Annotated in this window: 7 protein-coding genes; all 7 read right to left on the bottom strand. The window is 42.0% G+C overall.

What is annotated here, in order from left to right:
* Positions 1 to 64: 64 nt before the first annotated feature.
* The 7 genes from AACQ79_RS10575 to AACQ79_RS10545 all read right to left on the bottom strand — a co-directional run bounded on the left by AACQ79_RS10575 (position 65) and on the right by AACQ79_RS10545 (position 17941).
* On the bottom strand, positions 65 to 1762 hold the full coding sequence (locus AACQ79_RS10575) for an ABC transporter ATP-binding protein (RefSeq protein ID WP_170899067.1): 1698 nt from the start codon (positions 1760 to 1762) through the stop codon (positions 65 to 67).
* Positions 1755 to 3410 (bottom strand): ABC transporter ATP-binding protein, encoded by a 1656-nt coding sequence (locus tag AACQ79_RS10570; RefSeq protein ID WP_170899066.1) that lies wholly within the window; start codon positions 3408 to 3410, stop codon positions 1755 to 1757. The genes AACQ79_RS10575 and AACQ79_RS10570 overlap by 8 nt, the downstream gene beginning before the upstream one ends.
* A 615-nt stretch (positions 3411 to 4025) precedes the next feature.
* Positions 4026 to 10442 (bottom strand): DEAD/DEAH box helicase, encoded by a 6417-nt coding sequence (locus AACQ79_RS10565; RefSeq protein WP_170899065.1) that lies wholly within the window; start codon positions 10440 to 10442, stop codon positions 4026 to 4028.
* A 1-nt stretch (position 10443) separates the two neighbouring features.
* Positions 10444 to 14040, bottom strand: coding sequence for an STY4851/ECs_5259 family protein (locus AACQ79_RS10560; protein WP_170899064.1), 3597 nt, complete (start codon positions 14038 to 14040; stop codon positions 10444 to 10446).
* A 126-nt stretch (positions 14041 to 14166) separates the two neighbouring features.
* Positions 14167 to 14703 carry a HEPN domain-containing protein gene (locus AACQ79_RS10555; RefSeq protein ID WP_170899063.1) on the bottom strand — a complete coding sequence of 179 codons (537 nt, stop codon included), beginning with the start codon at positions 14701 to 14703 and terminating at the stop codon, positions 14167 to 14169.
* 159 nt (positions 14704 to 14862) lie between these two features.
* Positions 14863 to 16404 carry a VWA domain-containing protein gene (locus tag AACQ79_RS10550; protein ID WP_208613957.1) on the bottom strand — a complete coding sequence of 514 codons (1542 nt, stop codon included), beginning with the start codon at positions 16402 to 16404 and terminating at the stop codon, positions 14863 to 14865.
* Positions 16397 to 17941 (bottom strand): AAA family ATPase, encoded by a 1545-nt coding sequence (locus AACQ79_RS10545; protein ID WP_212756372.1) that lies wholly within the window; start codon positions 17939 to 17941, stop codon positions 16397 to 16399. Before AACQ79_RS10545 ends, AACQ79_RS10550 begins: the two co-directional genes overlap by 8 nt.
* Positions 17942 to 17944 lie beyond the last annotated feature (3 nt).

Below are 17944 nucleotides of genomic sequence, written 5' to 3'. Positions count from 1 at the left end.
TAGCTTCACATCGTTAAGGATAAACCGAGCACATATCTTGGCTCGATTTAAGAACCATTTTCCATTAAGCCATTTCGCTCTTTTTACAGAGTTGTGGTTTATAGAGTTGTGAGTTGGCTGTTGTAACCTCCTGTTGATACTGCTCAACCTTGCGCAATTGCCCTGCCTCCATCAAATAAACAGTATCAGCTTGCTGAATAGTCTCCAGGCGATGCGCTACGGAAATCACCGTTTTCCCTTGGCAAAGAATCTCAAGCGCTTGCAACACTTGGGCCTGAGTTTGGCTATCCAGTGCGGAGGTAAATTCATCAAGCAGTAAGATAGGCGCATCATGCAATAGCGCTCGCGCAATCGACAAACGCTGCCGCTCCCCGCCAGAGATTTGGTTACCATTTTCGCCAATCCGCGAATCTAGTCCGTGCGGCAACTTAGCCACTAACTCACTCAAACCCGCCGCCTCTACTGCCTCGCACAACACTTGCTCACTCGCTTCGGGTTTGGCCAATAGCAAGTTATCACGTAGGCTACCGCCAAGGAGCTGAACCTCTTGCGTGACATAGGCGATATGTCGATACCAGTGCTCAGTACCTATTTCATCCAAGGTTTTTCCTCCCATAGTTAAGCAACCTTGTGTGGGGATATGAAACACAGCCAACACATCGAGTAAACTACTTTTACCTGAACCACTTTTGCCCACCAGCACAATATGCTCACCCTCCGCCACCTCAAGGTTAACCCCATTGAGTACTGGCTGGCCGTCTAAGCAAAGATGAATATCCTTGAGTGATAAATCAAAAGTGCTAGGTTCTACGCCCTGTGAGGTTTGTTGCGGCAACTGGGAAAGCTGATGTAAACGTGATGCTGCTTTTAACATATAGCGGAGTAAGGCTGCATACACCGTCATCCGCGCTAGTGGACGAATAGAGACCACGGTGACAACCACAGCAACCAAAAATTGTGAGCGATTCAACCAATCGAGATCCACCAACCACGCAGCCAAAACTAAATTGATCACGAGGCCAAGCTCTAAGATCAGCGTTGCTAACAATACACCACTTCCACCAAGCCACTCTAATCCTAGTCCCTGATCTTTTTGCTTTTCAATCTGCTGGCAGAGTGGGTCCGCCAATCGCCCACTCTGTCCAAAGCTGCGCAGCATCGGCAAACAGTCTAGGTATTCGAGCAACAAGTTACTACTTTGCACATTGGTATGATGTGTGTGGTCTGCCTGATGGCTAAATCTCCGTTCTACGAGCACTAATACGCTAAACGCTAACCCAAAAATCAGCACTAGAGTCACGGCTAACCAAGGCTGAATCAGTGCAAGTACAATCGTCATGACGATCGGTGTTACCCAAGTTGCGACAAACTCGGTCAGCAGGTGACTGAAAATATCTTCAAACTGTTTGAGATCAGAAGTGAGTAACTTTACTTTTTCACCTAAGCGTTTACCACGCAAAGCCGCCAAGGGTTGAAGACGGATATCGGTCAATAACTGATGACGTAATTGATGGGTGATTTGATAGGCACCAAGAAAACTGAGCTTGGTACTCTGGCCTACTATCCACTGCGCTAAGATCAACGACAGCGCTATCAATAACATGACAGTGAACGGTAATGACTCGGAAGAGAGCAGAAAGGTAAATAACATAATCCAGACCAGTAGCCCAATCAGCTCAGTAGCGACTTTGCCCAGTAAACCAAACCAAAAGTGCTGTGTCTTTGCACCACTATGTTCAATTAAGCGCCTCAGACTACTCATCAGCTTTCTCCTCTAGTTGACCGTTCAACAGTACCAAGCGGCGATCAACCTGCTGAATCTGACTAGCACGGTGGCTAATGATCAGTTGAATCTGAGCTGGTGCATAATGGCGTAACGCCTCAAAAACGCTCTGCTCTGAAAGCGCATCCAAATGGGCCGTTGCCTCATCCAAAATTAGGATCGGTGCTTTAGTGACAGCGGCGCGGATAATCGCCAAACGCTGCATTTCACCACCACTGAACAATCGGCACGCTTCTCCAATTGGGCAATCGAGCTGCTGAGGTAGGCTTTGCACTAACGGTTTAAGCCCAAACCAAGTCAGTAATTGCCAGATTTCATGCTCTTCAACGTGACGTTTCGTTAAGATTAAATTATCGCGTAAGGATCCAGAAAAAAAGACCACTCGCTGATCAACCGAGGCGAGATAATGACTACGGCTCTCATCGTCAATATCAGTTATTGGCTGACCATTGATGTACCAAGCACCCGAAGTAGGCTCCAACTCACCGAGTAACGACGCAAGTAGTGTGCTTTTCCCAACCCCAGACGCTCCCTCAATCGTTATGCGTTGTCCGGGATACGCTTTCAAATTCGCCTGTTGCAATACGGCAACCTTTGGGTCGCGAGCCACAACAAGGTCACTGCACTCAAGAAGCATCAAAGACGAGGGGTAATGGAAAGGATGAGACTCAGGCTCACCGCATAAGGGAAGGATTCTGTCTATGGCGATGAACGATTGCTGAATTTGCGCAAATACTTGCGTTAAGTCTAACCACGGTTTAAGCAATCCCACACTCACGCATGCCACCATCACCAGATCAATGAGGGTTAATTGGCCCGTATTGGCGAGCATAATCGCAACAGGCAACACCAAGATCAGCGAAATTTGTGCCAGCGTGACGAATGTCACCCAAGCGCTAACCATCGTTTGAGTGTATCCCGTCACAATCTTATGATGAGATTGTAAGGTTCGGCTGAGTTCAAGGTAGGAATCCGCATCAACTGCAAACAGTTTCATTACACCTATGGTGCGCAGAAATTCCATTTGTGCTTGATGCAGATGAGCGACGATTTGATTATATTTCTGCTGTCTTTCAGCAAATCCACGCATCATCCAAATTTGTGCAGTCATTGCCAACGGCAGTGGCATTAAAGCAATCAGGGCGAGTCGCCAATCAATATAGAATAGCAATCCCACCATAAACAAGGGCATCAGAAGTCCGTTGATGATATCCGTACCATGGTGAGCAATCAGCGGCTCAAGACTCTGGCATTCATCGGTGATGCGCTTTTCAATATCGCCCCGACTCAAGCTGCGCAGTTTATCCATTCTCATCTTGGCTAACGCACGCACTAAGTGTTGCCTTACTTTCTGAATAATGTGATAGGCCGCTAAATGTGCTTGCCATACTGCTAATGCATAAAAGGCGTAGCGACCCATTACCGTCAAACACATCATTAGAAAATAAGCTGTCGCCGATTCGTTATGGTAAATCGCAGTGACGGCTAAATAGAGAAAAATCCAAGAGATAAGCTCAAAGACACTGCATAGAATAGCACTGGTTATCGATAAGGTGACGCGATTTCGCTCACTGAACAACAAGCTTTTCAGCGCCGTCATCCGGCTCATGTGATGCGAGAGCAACATAATAAAGCTCCATAAATGGAGGCTATTTTTGCTGAATATGCATGCCATCGCTAACGCAATTAGGTATAAAATCGTCGCGTTTAGTCGTAACTAGCCCACCACTCAGCAATCGGTATTAGTATATTAGTGGCCACATTCATTAATCCTCAATTGCTCAATATCGTATCAGCATCGCACTAGGTGGCCGTACATCAGTAACCAACCAATTTAAGCGCGCCTTATCGTCAAGTGGTATAGATTACGTTTGGTTGTATAAATCAAAACCAACCGAATCAAATAGAATATATAGGTAATCTTATTGATTGAAACAAACTCATTTGTATAAAAAAGAGCCTCAAAAGCGGCTCAGATTAATTATTGATGTTGAAACATGTCGATACTGTTGATACAACCATAAGATGATATTCGTATTTTCCTATATTTCATATAGTTAACCAAAATACAACCATATATTGATATCGATTAAAACAACCATATGTTAATATTTTTGTGAATCATCCACTTCAGCCAAACTTCATCAGTAAGAAAGTTACTTTCACGCTCCACTTCTGCGAAAGGTCACTAACAACCTATGAACTATGAATCAATCGCTAAATACGTCATTCACAATACTCCCTATCTCTGAACCACGATATAGCTATCATGATCAGCGGATTTTACACTAAAGTTCCATTTACTTGCCTCAGTCGCTTCATAATTCACATCATCAAAATCGAAACGTTCACGTGAATAAACTCTTCGATTTGTCCAGTAGCCCATACCTTGATCGAAGATTAGTTTTACGATTGAATTGTCAGAAAGATGTATAACCATAGATCGACCATGCGGCATATTACGTGGTTCACAAACCTCACTATACACCGCCAAGTTAAATTGTCGTCCTAGAGTGTTAATAAACTCAGGTAACGAACCATCATCGTAAAAGTTATCTGCCACGCAATATGGACTACGCCCTCTATGATCCTGTTTTGGCTCTGCCGTCATGACTTCAGCGGTAAAACTGCCAATCGCACGTTTTAAACTGGCCAACACGTTGACGATAAGGTGAGCACTGATTGGGCTCACAATGTATTTATCGAAATATTCAATTTTTTCGACATTATCATGAAGCTGCTCTTTTAAGCCTTCTACATTAGTAAATAAGAATTCAACAAACTCTTTGCCAAAAGACTGAACATTGACATCCAATTGCTCATCAATGTTCTCGATGATAGTGACACCGCTATTATTAAGCTCTGAAGCTCTTGATAGTGACTGTAGATCAAAACTTCTCAACATGATCTTTGACTCAAAGTATGAGCTTTTAACTAGGCAGCTATGTTTGGAGTTCCCCCAACCAGCGTTAGCTGATAATTGAGAATTATCGTTGGTTGCGTACCAAATAGTCCGGTTGTTCTTATAGAGACTCATCAATGGGAACGCTGAATTCTCCAAACTTTTTTCAAATTCTGCAATATACCATTCTACGTCTGAGGTCGTCCGCTTTTGAATTTCCCATGCCAAATCCGAGTCGATCGATTGAGCGACATTTTCTGTCAGCATAATACGAACTCGTTGCTGCTTGTTCAGCATACTTAGCATAAGCAAACGAACAGGCCAATCCGACCAACTCCAGTTAGTATCGGATATATAGAAATCGATACCAGATACTACATTGATGTTACGATGAATCACTTGCTGTGCATTCAACAGTTCTGCCTGAGATCGATGACCGAAGAATTGCATCTCTTTTGGAAGAGAAAGCTTCTCAATAAATTGCGAACTGACCAGTTCTTCAATCAAGTAATTTCGATTTAACACTTTTACTTGATGTTGTGTATCGTAGTCCAACAAACAAGCGTGGCAGGCCGACTCACACTTTTGAGTACATGACTCTAAATAGCCGATAACACGTCCCATCAACGTATTAAATAACTCAGGGATAGACGTAGAAAAGCCAGCTCCTTGAGTTGCCAAATCATACATAAATAAACTCGTTACAGAATCGCCATCTTCTGTTTTTCTTGAGCGAATCGATAACCCAATCTCCTGCGTAGTGATCCCTTTTTCGAGGCACAATAACTGACGCAAAGCGGCACCTAAGGTATACATCCACTTCTCATCGTTAATCCAAACGCCTGATCTAGGATGCTTAAGCTGAAGCTCAAACATACCTGTCGTTTGTGGGTAACCAAGTATAAATGGCACAACAACTTGATTATCAATTCCTGAAACTTTGCTTTGTTTGATGCTCCATGGTCTACTAGAACTCTCACATTTCAGCGAATCGCTAACCTTTGTACCTTGCAAACGTCGATGACTTTTAGCAATCTGCGGAGTGCCTTGCTGAGTAATTTTATTACCTCTTTTCTCAATAGCCAGAGCCTCCGCTTTCCCACAGCACCAACACAGAGCATACCCCCCTCCATTACCATCATTGTAATGAAAGATGCTTCCAGACTCGGAGATTCTAAAACGACCTAAACTAGTATCAGACAACATCTGCCAATCTGTATCATTAATAGAAATCTTTCCTTCTTTGTAAGGTGCATAATGCGGCTGAGCGTAATTGTTATTAAGAGGCTTGTTATAATCGACGATAAAACCCGAAGGGACAATAAACTCATTCCAAACTAGGTGAGAGTGACCACAAGCGTTGCATCGGTGTTTTTTTCTATCAACCGTATATGACTCCACACCAATGTTAGAGCAATTCTTACATTCCCATTGATATTTTAAGAGCTGATCTTCTTTGATTTCGTTCTCGCCAAATGGCATCTTCCAGTTTAGTTGCAAGCCTTGTGATTGATATACTGCACCATTAACCACAATGTCAGCACCAGGTGCGTATTCTCGCAAAGCTACATCAAGGCTTCGACTTGGGTAAGAATGTTTAATATAAGCATCTTCTCGTCTTTCATTTCTGTTATTTGTCACTAGTGTTACAACTCCCGTAGGAAAGCCATATCCAGGCAAAAAATTAGTTGCCGAAAGCTCTGATAACAAATAGTTCTTTTCAAAACGCTTTAACTGACGCTCTAATTTTCGTTTAGCACCGAAATCATCAACTCCTCCTTGCGCACAACTTATCTGATTTGACAGCGCTTCGTGCTGCGATAACCAACTCGTCATCGAAGACTCCATTGCCGCGACAGTTCTTTCAATTAATGCTTTAGATGAATAACCAGAAAAAGCACTATCAAATTTAAGAGCGTTTAAGCCTTTAATAACAAATTCATCATCGTTCACATCGGTTAAACACCAATCAATAAAGCCTTGAGCTTTGGACTGTGCAGCCTCTTCCTTGAAGAATTTGGCAGCCTGCATCTTCACCAGATCATTGGTCTTTTTAAGGATATCAGACAGATAACTGGCTAATAGGAATGCATTTACGTGTCTCTGCACAATAGTGGGGCTATCTAAAGCCACTTTGGGCACACTGATGGGTGTGATAAACGGCCATTTAGGCTCTGCAAACACTCTTTCACCATGAGGAGTCGCTTTACAGAATGTAAGTGCTAACGCAGTTGATTCTTTACGGCGACCTGCTCGCCCAGCCCTTTGCAAGTAGTTAGCGGGCCCCGGAGGTACATTGTTCATGGCAACCATGCTTAGCGAGCCAATATCAACCCCCATCTCCATCGTAGTAGAGCAACTTAAAACGTTTAGATGATCTTTTTTAAATGCCTTTTCAAATGCTTGTAAGCTCGATGAACTTTGCTGTGCTGAGTGTTCACAAGCTCTAATCAGGGGTATCCCTTTGATTACACCATCATGAACATCAGACCAAGTACCATCATTTTTATATCGTACGATCTCTTTGTCATTTTCCAACCAATGATTCAATGCTTGCTTCGTTTCATCATCGTAAAACTGAATATCAGGTATCGATATATCGAAAGGTCCATTTAGACATTCAACATCTCTTCGTACAGAGCCTGTTTTGGTATAAGGAGACAGTCCCCGAAAAGTCGTATCTAGCCATCGTTGAGTTACAGGACATACCCAAGCTTTGGTAATATGTTCAAACTTAATCTTTTCATTAAAGGCAAGATGATAACCTGTTACTTCGTTACCTGTTTTTCTTTCAATACGAGTATGAGAAACCAATAAATTAAGTTTTTGGGTCAGTGTTTTCCAAGCAAACTCGAGAATTGGATTCAGCAACCCCTCTTGCTCTTTAGCATCAATCTCCTTAGCTATCTCAATTAATCGAACCAATCGATGTTGGCTACCATTGTTCACTTTGGGCCATTTTCTATAAACCTTCTTCTCGAATTCCTCAATAGGTTCAAAGTCCGAAGGCTTCAATAGGCGCGGCATGATTTTCGCCCCCATCCAATCACACTGGTAAGGCTGCATATCAACGAAGGTATTTTCTCGGACATAGAAATCGAGACAAATTTTAAGATAATCTTTCCAATCTTGAAGACCGAAACCAAGCTGCTGCCATTCGGGGCATAGGTCGTCGCTGATCAGGTTTTCAATATCAGGGTAACAGAGTTTGACTAACCCCATTGATTCAAGGTTGTTTGCTGTCTTAGCTCGACGAGAGAACTCTCTCAGTAAGAAGAGATGTGCTAATTCTTTTGCTTCACCTAACTTTTCCGATCTTAGACTATATTCGCCTGGCAGTTTCTCTTGCACTTTCTCTTTTGCTTCATCATCAAGCTCATTGAGAAACTCACCAGAAAGGAGTTGAATAATTGGCTCTTTCGCTAACAATTCTTTGGCCTCAGACCAATCTAAAAGTGAAGGAGTTAACATCGCGCCATAACTAGGGACTGTTCTTGCAATCATTTCACTAGACAAACCTGCATTTTTTAACGTCTGCACTGCAAGTTCCTCTTCGACTGTTAAAATCGGATTGCTCTGTTTTTTTGTCAATACCTGACGATATATCCATCCTCTAGCCCAATTGCGTTCGGAATCAAGCTGCATTTTTGCTGAAAAACGTGCCGTACCTTGTCGACTGTCTGTAAACGTTATCAATCGTTTACCCTTCATATCATAAGGATTGTCGCTTGGAATGTGGCGAAGCATTGCTGGCACTAAAGACCCCATTAAGAAAGGAGATCCAAGAATTGCACGCTTAAATGTTGTATTAGGTGTCTTTTCAACTTTATTACAGCAAGCGCATCGAACTCCATCTAAACGGTCACTCTGGTTGTAAAAAAAAGCTAACGTGTTTTCTTGCCATGAGTCATGGATGCGGTTCGAAGAGCGTTCGATGTATGCTGTGGTGCAGCCCAGCTTATCAAAGTGATTACCTTTCGCTAAAGATTTGCCGAATAATTGAACATTAGCTTCAAACTCAGTTTCCAAGAGCTCTTCTTCATCTTGCTCGCCTGAGTCTTCAACTTCATCAGCGTAATCATCAAGTAGATCAACTTCCCTACCTTCAAGGTACTTAATACCAGCTTCCGCAGTTGTTTTTACTGCTGTAAGACTTGGCGTACCGCAGTCAATACAATGAGTAAGTTCAAACACTGGGGCACCGCAGTCACCATCGCAATGTCGCTTTTCTTGAGTGTATACCTTGCCAAACTCCCACCCAGTTTCCAAAGCTGTTCCCTTTTTGTTGCAACACTCAGGATCAGCACAAGCCCATAACCCTCTTTGAGCTCGATGGAATATGTGAGCTCGAACCGGCAAAAAGGCTTGCTCACGTTTTTCATCACCGTTAGGGTAAGCAGTAGTAGCAAGATCTATGAGTTCTAGAGCCTTTTTCTGATCATGAATCTCGATAACATCCTTTTCTGGCCACACAACCTTAACAATTTCGCCAAGAGACAACGGCATTTCCGTCAAGATAGTTCGTAATTTAAGTAATGTCGGATATTGTGAGAGGTAATCGTATAAATCCCCCGATGAAAGTGTCCTCGCTTTATCCATTTGGAATGAGGTCTGAGAGAAAGGTTTTTTAATTGGCGGGATGAGACGATGACCATTCACAACCGCAACTTGTTCTGTTCTCACACCAGCAAGCTTTGCTAAAAATTCTTGTAATTTTTCATTGGTCTTATCTTGGTCTGCTTTATCACCAATCGTTGCAGACGTAGCCACAAAACGAACCTTTTCCGGTTCAACACCAAAGGCATGCATAACTCGTCTTAACAGCAATGAAATTTCCGCCGCTTGAGAGCCAACATAGGTATGTGCCTCATCCAGAACAATCCATTTCAGTTTACCTTTTGATTTCTCGATTAAGGGGCGGTCTTTCTGACGAACAAGCATATATTCCAGCATTGTGGCATTGGTTACCAATATAGGCGGAGGTGTTTTCCAGATATCTTTACGATAAAAAAGTTGTTCTGGTGCCTTGTTTTGACCTTTAGATTTTTTATTGTTATCTGATTCAGACTCAGGAGTCTCTCCGTTATACAGACTAAATTTCACTTTTCCGGCAAATCCGCGAGTCCAAGCGCTCAAACGCTCTCGTTGAGAGTTAATCAAAGCATTTAACGGATACAAGAATATAGCCTGTGTACCGACTAGATCATCAGTGGATTTGCTTGCTTGCTTGGCCAAGTCATTTAAAAGAGGAACTAAGAAGCACTCGGTTTTACCTGAGCCCGTTCCCGAAGTTACAACAACTGATTTTGTTGTATCAGACGTTAGATGGCTCCATGCTTCATACTGGTGAGCATACGGAGGGCGGTCTATCGGCCAAGTATAGTCTTCTTGAATATCTTCAAAGCAACGGTCCTCAGTAATACCTCTGCGCACATATTCTTCTCTCTCATCGTCACTTTCTGGGAATGGCATCGGAGGAGACACAAGATTATTCACCAAGCTAGGCGCGATCATTCCTTGCTGCTGAAGACCACTTAAATTGTATTTTTTATCCGCAGGCCGCCAACCAAAAGTGGCTTCAAATACAGGTTGAGCAAAAAAATCATTTCCTCTGCCAAATTGGGGTTTAAACTCTTCACGCAAAAAAGCGCGCAAAGACGGGTTGTTTAGACGAAGTCTATTGATGACTGCTTGAGAAGTAACCGAAGTTAAATCTTCGTATAGGGCAGAAAAATTAATACTCTTAGGTTGTCTCATTTTATTCATCCATAGACTCTAACTTATATAATGTGGTTGCTTTTACAGCACATGCCATAGAGGCTTGCAACCATTGCCGATCAAATTGTTGCAAGCGTGACAATGCAAAGTTGAGCAGTAGTTGCTCACTGTCATCGAGTACCTTAAAAGCTTGAACATTATCCGATTTAAAAGCATTCATATTATTGAAAGCAACTTTGATTGGTAGATCTAATACAACCGCTCGGTGATCTGCCTTTTCTGATTCAAGGGAAGGTGGTTGAACAAAACCTTTTAACGTCCCTGGCAAAAGCTCACGGCTAAACGTAGTGTTCAGTAGCTCACGCAAACGAAAATCATTAGTCTTATTTTGAACATTGCGTAATAGCTTTCCCTGATGTCGCAAAAATAATTTACTTTTTTCTCCATAGAAATTATCAACAACTGTTCCTTCTCCTTCCCATATTGAAGAGAGAAGCCATTCAGGTTCAATATCAAACAGTTCATATAGGCAAAATTCAGCTACAGTTTTAAAGTATTCCCCTTTGCTCATTAATGGTTCAAGCTTGGAAAAAAACAATCCTTTCTTGGCTTCCTTATATTGCTTATCACTAAACACACTGCTCAGAGGTTTCAAACTATCTAAAGCACTCAAAAGATTATGTTCAATAGCATGCTTCCACGTTGAGACCGATAAGCTGAGCCATTCAAAAGGCATTTTGCTCGCCATTTGCCACACATTTTCAAAGTGTCTAGGGTCACTTTGTTTTAAAAGTAGTAAAGCTAAAGCCTTTGGAGAATACAATAAGCGATTTATAACATGAAATGTGTTTGGCTCTGCATAATCAAGGGCTTCCACAAAACCTTGTACCACCTGCCAATCATCATGATATATGTCGTTCGCCAAAACCTCTAAGATTCTGTCAATATCAGAAAAGTCGTAACCATAACTAGAACTATTAAACTTCAAATCTCTTATTGCATTGGACAACTCCTGACCATCACATGAAAATGATGGCAACACCATTTCATGATTTAAGACTTCCGCATAGCTTGATATTTCTATTTTCGGCCTTGAAATAATTACAGCTCTAGGCTGAATTCTGTTCTCTAAAGAGGAATAAAGAAACCAAGGTCCATATTCAGAAGTGGACGGAAGTGAAAAAATTAAATCATTATATGGGTTGGCGTACCTTTCTAACTCAATATGCTCTCGATTTAAATCCCACATTGGGGCAGCATACATCTTTATGCCTTCGCGATTCTTATGACTACGAGAATTAACAAGCTTCACACCAACAAGTTCATCATCCACTATAAAGTTCTTAACATGATGCTTGTAGCATTCGACTTTAGGTACCACAGACTCTAACTCTTCATCACCAAAGAACCTAAAAGTAACCACATCCCGTAAGTCGCTCGATTGGTTAAACAGTAATTGCGCAAGCTTAGCTAACACACTGCTGCTCACAATTTGGCTTCCACCACCCTCTAGCTCAATAGTTTGTGAAACAAAAGCCTCATGATTTCTATTTTTTATAAGGACTGCTGACACGTTTACAAACCTCTTTCTAGAATCAGGAGGCAGCTGAATTTTTAATTTATGGCTATATAAATCATCTAACGTCAAAACTGTCTTAGTATGTACAAATGGACGTCCTTCAGGTGTTAATAAACAGACACCACTCTGCTCTGTAGGTAACTCAAACGTAATTTTATTATTTATCAAACTGTGCCAACAGATTACGGGGTTTATAACATCTGACATTTTACGAGGTAGCTGTATTTCACCTAAATAAAGCTCCTCATACTTATCAACCGCCCTTAGCCAATTCGATTGTTCTTCAATCAAACCAACGTCAATATCGTTACCAAATCCAAGGACTTTAAGCTCTAGTTCACCCTGTTCATAGCTAATGACATCAAAACCCGAACCTTCCGGTAACAAAGCACATTTAGACTGCCACTTCAACTCGCCATCTTTTTGCCAACTGATGGTGCCAAGACCATGTTCTAACGAACTGCCCGTCAAAGCCTCGACTCGTTCTGAGTTTACCGCCTGCCAATATAACTCAGAACGAGACACACACACCTTCTCACCTAAACCTTCACGGTAGTAGATATTAGGAACACCTTTGTACACATGCTTTGACGAAATCGCTTCAATACAACGATCACCATCGAACCAACAGTGTAGATCACCTGCTTCTTCAGCTAGCGTTGTGATCGTGAACTTACCAGAAAGAACTTGGGCATAAGCTTGCCCCGCTAATCGGTATACCGTTTGTCCTAACGCCCCGAGTTTCCCAACAGCTTCAACTGTCGACAAGACGTTTGCAGGTTCTAGCTGTCCTGCAAACACCACCAAAACGTTCTCATGAGCAACTTTCGTATTACCTTGACCAAGAAAATGATAACGCTCCCCCGACTGCGAGAAGACCCATGGTAAATCTGGGTTGAGCTCTTCTCCCCTATAATAGGTATTCTCACAGATCTTGTTACCATCACTCCAAAGTTCAAAGCTGATTTCAGACGCCGCATCACCATTAAAGAAACGAGTTTCATTTGGGACCACTTGCCATCGCTTCGCTCCAACACCTTTTAAATTAAAGGATGCAGATCGAGAACGTTCACCGGACTCTGTCTGTGTATATAAATCAAAAAATATGGGTAAGTTTGGGCACCCAATACATCTCATTAAATCTTCGGGATGTATCGTATGGTTAATATGAGTTTCGGCAACAAGTTGCCAACTATTGACTCCTTTTTCAATATATCGAGAAATTCTGACCGGGTTTTGCTCTCGCTTGATCAAGGCTGCTGTTCGACGAAGAAGCTTTTGCATTAACTCATACGCTTCTTTATCACACAATAAGAATGGCAGCTGATTACGCCAATTAGGACATTTAATATCAAGCGCTAAAACAGGATCAGATTCTGAGTATAAATGATACTTATCTCGTAATTTGAGCAGACAATTAATCAGCTCAGCAGCAAGCTGTGCAAACGGCTTTTGACGCAAAGTAACCGGTAGATCATCCATCGCTTTTAAGGCGATGTCTTCTGCTGTTGCTGTATGATGAAATTGGGAGTATTGCTGAATAACAGCATTTAAATAATTGGGAACAGGTCCATTGTTCAACCCAACAAGTCCAGCCCTAGGGAAACCTCCCTGGCAATATAGCGTCGCAAAGTACTGATCTCTATTTTCAGTGCTATAAACATCAACTCCCCAACCAGCCAAACCATTATCTATCGATTGATAGATAGAAGGCATAAGCGTAGTACTATGTTTGATGTCAATATTTTCTAACACTGGAGGCCAACGCAATCGTTCACCTTGATAGTTGCGCTGCAACCACGTTGAGATATACAGAGTAAATAGTCGATCAAATTCATTGGCTTTATCACTACCACGACAACTGTAATAATTGAGAATTGTCTTAGGGTCTTTTCCTCGAAAAAGATGCTGAAAAAGAACTCTCAGTTCTAGTAGCTCAGTATCCGTTACTTTTAATGCCCATAAAGGTAAACCATGGATGTTAGTTCGTTTACCTTCGAATGTTTTCAACCAAGATTTAATATTTCCTAGAGGAGTTCTTTTGATTACATCCATCATAAATACCTAATAATACGCAGCATACCAAAAATCATATCCCAGCCATGCACTGCATACTTTGTGTACGTGATTCTTTAAAATCAGAATTTTTGACAGTTAAAGTTTTTGTCTTGAGTCTTTTTATTTTTATAAATCTGATAGTGTTGCATCAGTTACGGGCACTAGCTCTCTAAAGAACCTGATGCACTTATTCAACTCTTCACGCTTGACGATATGAGCTTCATTTTTGTCAGTTTGGGCACGATGAACAGCCTCACCTCGCTTTTTTAGCCATCTGTTTAATTGCGTACGAGCATCATCCGCGGTGTGGACGTTACCCCACACCCAAGCTTCAGTAACATCAATGCCAAAGAATTCTTCGAACAAAGCTTTTGTTTTCTGAGATCCAGGATTGTTGAAGTACTTGAGGTGCTCCTCAAGCCGATTTTCTACTATTCGCCCAAGTTGAGACCCCTTAACGACTCCATACTTTGCATCAACAAGCTCTTTTGCTATGTCTTCTACATAGGTTTCCCAAGCAGTAAGGGTCATTATCAAAGTAGCTCTCTTGAGTACCTCTGGAGGTTGGGAGTTGGAATTACATCCGTTTAATTGATCGTAGCACTCTAATAATTGCTCTGCGTCTGAGATCGCGTACTCAAAATTGGCTTTCGCTTCTGACATCCTTTGTCCTAGTTATCATGATATATGCATACAATGGAATTTATCATATCTAGGGTTAAATCATGATAATTAGCTTCGAGAAAATTGAGTTACTTCAATAAGCTAGTTACTTTTGGCTGCTAATTGCGTTAAAAGCAGATTGGCATCACCAACAAACGACTAACGTTTTAAATCAATCCACTCCAAGATGTAATGCATCGGATCACAAATTTTGCTCATTGATGTGTAGTAAGAGCTACCTATTTGAATACCGTGGAGTTGTAGCCCCTGCTTCTCTCTTCGATTACTAATTTTCCTACTCAGCCCTGACGATACTGGAAATTCACCATCACTCACTAACAAAATATCTGCTTTGTACCACTCCTCTGAATCACATTTTTCTAGAGCTTTGTTGAGTGGCCCTTCTACATCTGTACCACCTCCAAAAGACATCGTCAGAAAGTTTAGTAGGTCATTAAACCCTGAAGTATCTAACGTAAGGTCAAGTTCACTAACCTCATCCTTACTCCCAAAGAGATAAACGTAGCAACGCCGCTTTTCTTTGTAGGCCACTTTCAAGCATTCCAAAACGATCGCTTTGGCAATATTTTCTGGTAACCCCTTCATGGAGCCTGAAGTATCCAGACAAATCACCATCGGTCCTCGAATGTTATTGCTTTTATTACCCTGCTTTTCACTAACAAACTCTTGCTCTAGCTTCTCTTCTGTTTCCAGGACCTCGGTCCCTTCCACTGAATAAGAAAGTAAAGCATGCTCTGCTCGCTTGGCGTGCCACAGTTTTTTTAGTACAGGGTTAGTTAACAGTGAGGCTTCTTGGGGCAACATTCTAGAAATCGAATCAGAGCGAGTAATGCCTTTAGTTTCCATAGGAACAAGAGACGTCGTCACATACTTCTCATGCCTGGAAGCGGCACTCATTTTGATCACTATTTCTTCAAGAACTGAGCCATTTGCTTGCTCATCACGCCCTAAGTCTCGAATCAAGCTTTGTAACTTGGGAAGCTTTTTAACAAGCTTGTTTAACCGAACAATATCGAGCCAACCATGGCTTTGGAAAACGCCTTTTGATAAGTCAAAGCCTAAACCTGTGATCAGCCCAAGTTCAGTAAATACCTCTTCTAGTTGCGACCATACCGCTAGCCTCTCTTGCCATACATTAGGCAAAATCTCGATGCCAGTCTCATTAGAAAGCAATTCCTGCCATATTTGCTCTGAGGCAGTCGCGGCAATTCTTGCTCGCTGTGCGTTAGTCAGAAACAGAGATTTGGCCTGTTTAGGCTTTTTCTTCTCTAAAGCTTGCTTGATTTGATTTAATGCTTCTTCTTCCAACTGCTTAAGCAGGTCCGTAACTAACGGCGATGCTTTAGATTGAAGCTTATCTATCGTAGTTAGAATGTCAGAAAGCAGTGCATCTGTGACCTCTTCACTCTGCAAGCAGTATCGAGTCAATCCTGTTTCTTCTACCGCTTTGCAAATCGCATTCGTCAATGGTTGAGACGCTAAGGGAAACAAACTCGTCGGATTCTCTCCCGTTAGAAGTTGATTTCTAGAATTAACTAAAGACTCACACCGCTCCGCTAATTCGCCGACAGAGCTCGTAATAACCGCCGGAAGAAATTTTTCCGGCACATTATCGAGGCATGTAAATTGACTATCCATGTTAAATAGCGGAGAGCCAATCTGGTACGATTCTCTAATCACACAGCTCTCCTTCCACAGGATCATCAGAAGAAACTAGCTCTGCAATTTCAATACTTGGGTCTTCCTCCAAAGGCAAACGACCAAACCCATCAACAAGTTTATTAGCTCTGTTTAACAGCTTTTCAGCCTGTTTGAGTGACTCATTGAGTGAGCCGACAATTTCTGGTAACAAACTGCAATCTAACCAAAGGTGACTATTGAAGTATTCTGCAACAGTCTGCAATTCTTGCTTCACAGTAGCAATGTACTGCTCAATGTTATTCACTATTTCTTGAACGCTTGTTACCCGGCTCTCGATATGAGCATGTGAAAATCGAGCACTACCAATCAATGGATTGTTCTCCACTTTTTCCATCCAAGGTTCGTTACGACCATAATCGCTGTGCGTAGTTTTACTTCCCTGATAGTCTTTATAGAGCAATCTACCATTTTTATCCGTGGCTTGACGTTCACTAGACTTTTTAGTCGTTTCATTACCATCACAATCGATGTAGAGTAGTTTTCCTTGAGCATCTTTTTTATGCGGGCTGTTTTCTTCTGCTAACCTATTCTCCCATACACTCATAACTTGTAATAGGCGTGATGGTGGTGTTTTCCCATCAACAGTCACCAATCGTTTATAAAGCTCTTGCAGGCCTTCAAATTGCTCTGGTTGTTCCCATAAACAATGTGGAAGAATCCATGTGTCGTAAATACTGGTTTCATTAAAGCCTGAAGTGAAAGCTGACACTTTCATTAATTTCGCCAACTTACGCCAACGGCGATCAGATACGTAAATCTCTTGTGACACTAAGTAATTACGAAATTCTTTACATGCTTCTCTCGTTGCTACAGTCAACTCAACTTTCTCAGCTAGGCGCTGTACCTCATTTAGATCTTCAACCTTCAAACGTACATTGAGTTCTGGGTCGAACCCCTCTAATGCTCCACAAAGTAATGCATCAAACGACTCTGTGGATACAGGCGACACATAAGAACGCAAAATAAATCTATCGTATAAAGCGCTGAGCTCTTCCCCTTCCGGTAGCTCGTTACTTGCTGCTACAACAGAGACCAAAGGAACATTGACCCTTCTATTGCCATTATCGAACTGGCGTTCATTCAATAGGGTTAGTAGGCTGTTTAGAATGGCGCTATTTGCTTTAAAAATCTCATCGATAAAGGCAACCGAAGCTTCAGGCAAATATCCACTAGTAAGCCTGTTATAACGATCCTCTTCCAACGCTTTTATCGAAAGCGGTCCAAACAGCTCTTCTGGAACAGAAAAACGCGTCACTAATCGTTCAAAGTAATTAGCCTCAACAAAGACATTTTTCAATCGCTTTGCCAATTCACTTTTAGCGGTTCCTGGTGGTCCTACAAGTAATACATGTTCACCAGAAAGTGCTGCTAACATCATTAGTCGGACTTGCTGCTCCCTTTCCAATAAGCCATCGCTCATCTGAGCCATTAGTGCTTGGAACTTGCCTTTTCTATTCATCGTTGTTGCACATACTGTTGTTGTCACAATAAATTCCTTTTCTAATTTTGTTGCCAAGTG

Origin of the sequence: Vibrio sp. 3-2(1) (assembly GCF_963887575.1) — a bacterium.
GTDB lineage: Bacteria > Pseudomonadota > Gammaproteobacteria > Enterobacterales > Vibrionaceae > Vibrio > Vibrio anguillarum.
Note: the sequence above shows the minus strand (reverse complement) of the source record. Positions and strands in the feature narration are given on the sequence as shown.

Excerpts from the sequence above, each read along its gene's own strand:
- AACQ79_RS10575 (WP_170899067.1), bottom strand. The coding sequence starts at position 1,762 with ATGAGTAGTCTGAGGCGCTTAATTGAACATAGTGGTGCAAAGACACAG.
- AACQ79_RS10570 (WP_170899066.1), bottom strand. The coding sequence starts at position 3,410 with ATGTTGCTCTCGCATCACATGAGCCGGATGACGGCGCTGAAAAGCTTG.
- AACQ79_RS10565 (WP_170899065.1), bottom strand. The coding sequence starts at position 10,442 with ATGAGACAACCTAAGAGTATTAATTTTTCTGCCCTATACGAAGATTTA.
- AACQ79_RS10560 (WP_170899064.1), bottom strand. The coding sequence starts at position 14,040 with ATGATGGATGTAATCAAAAGAACTCCTCTAGGAAATATTAAATCTTGG.
- AACQ79_RS10555 (WP_170899063.1), bottom strand. The coding sequence starts at position 14,703 with ATGTCAGAAGCGAAAGCCAATTTTGAGTACGCGATCTCAGACGCAGAG.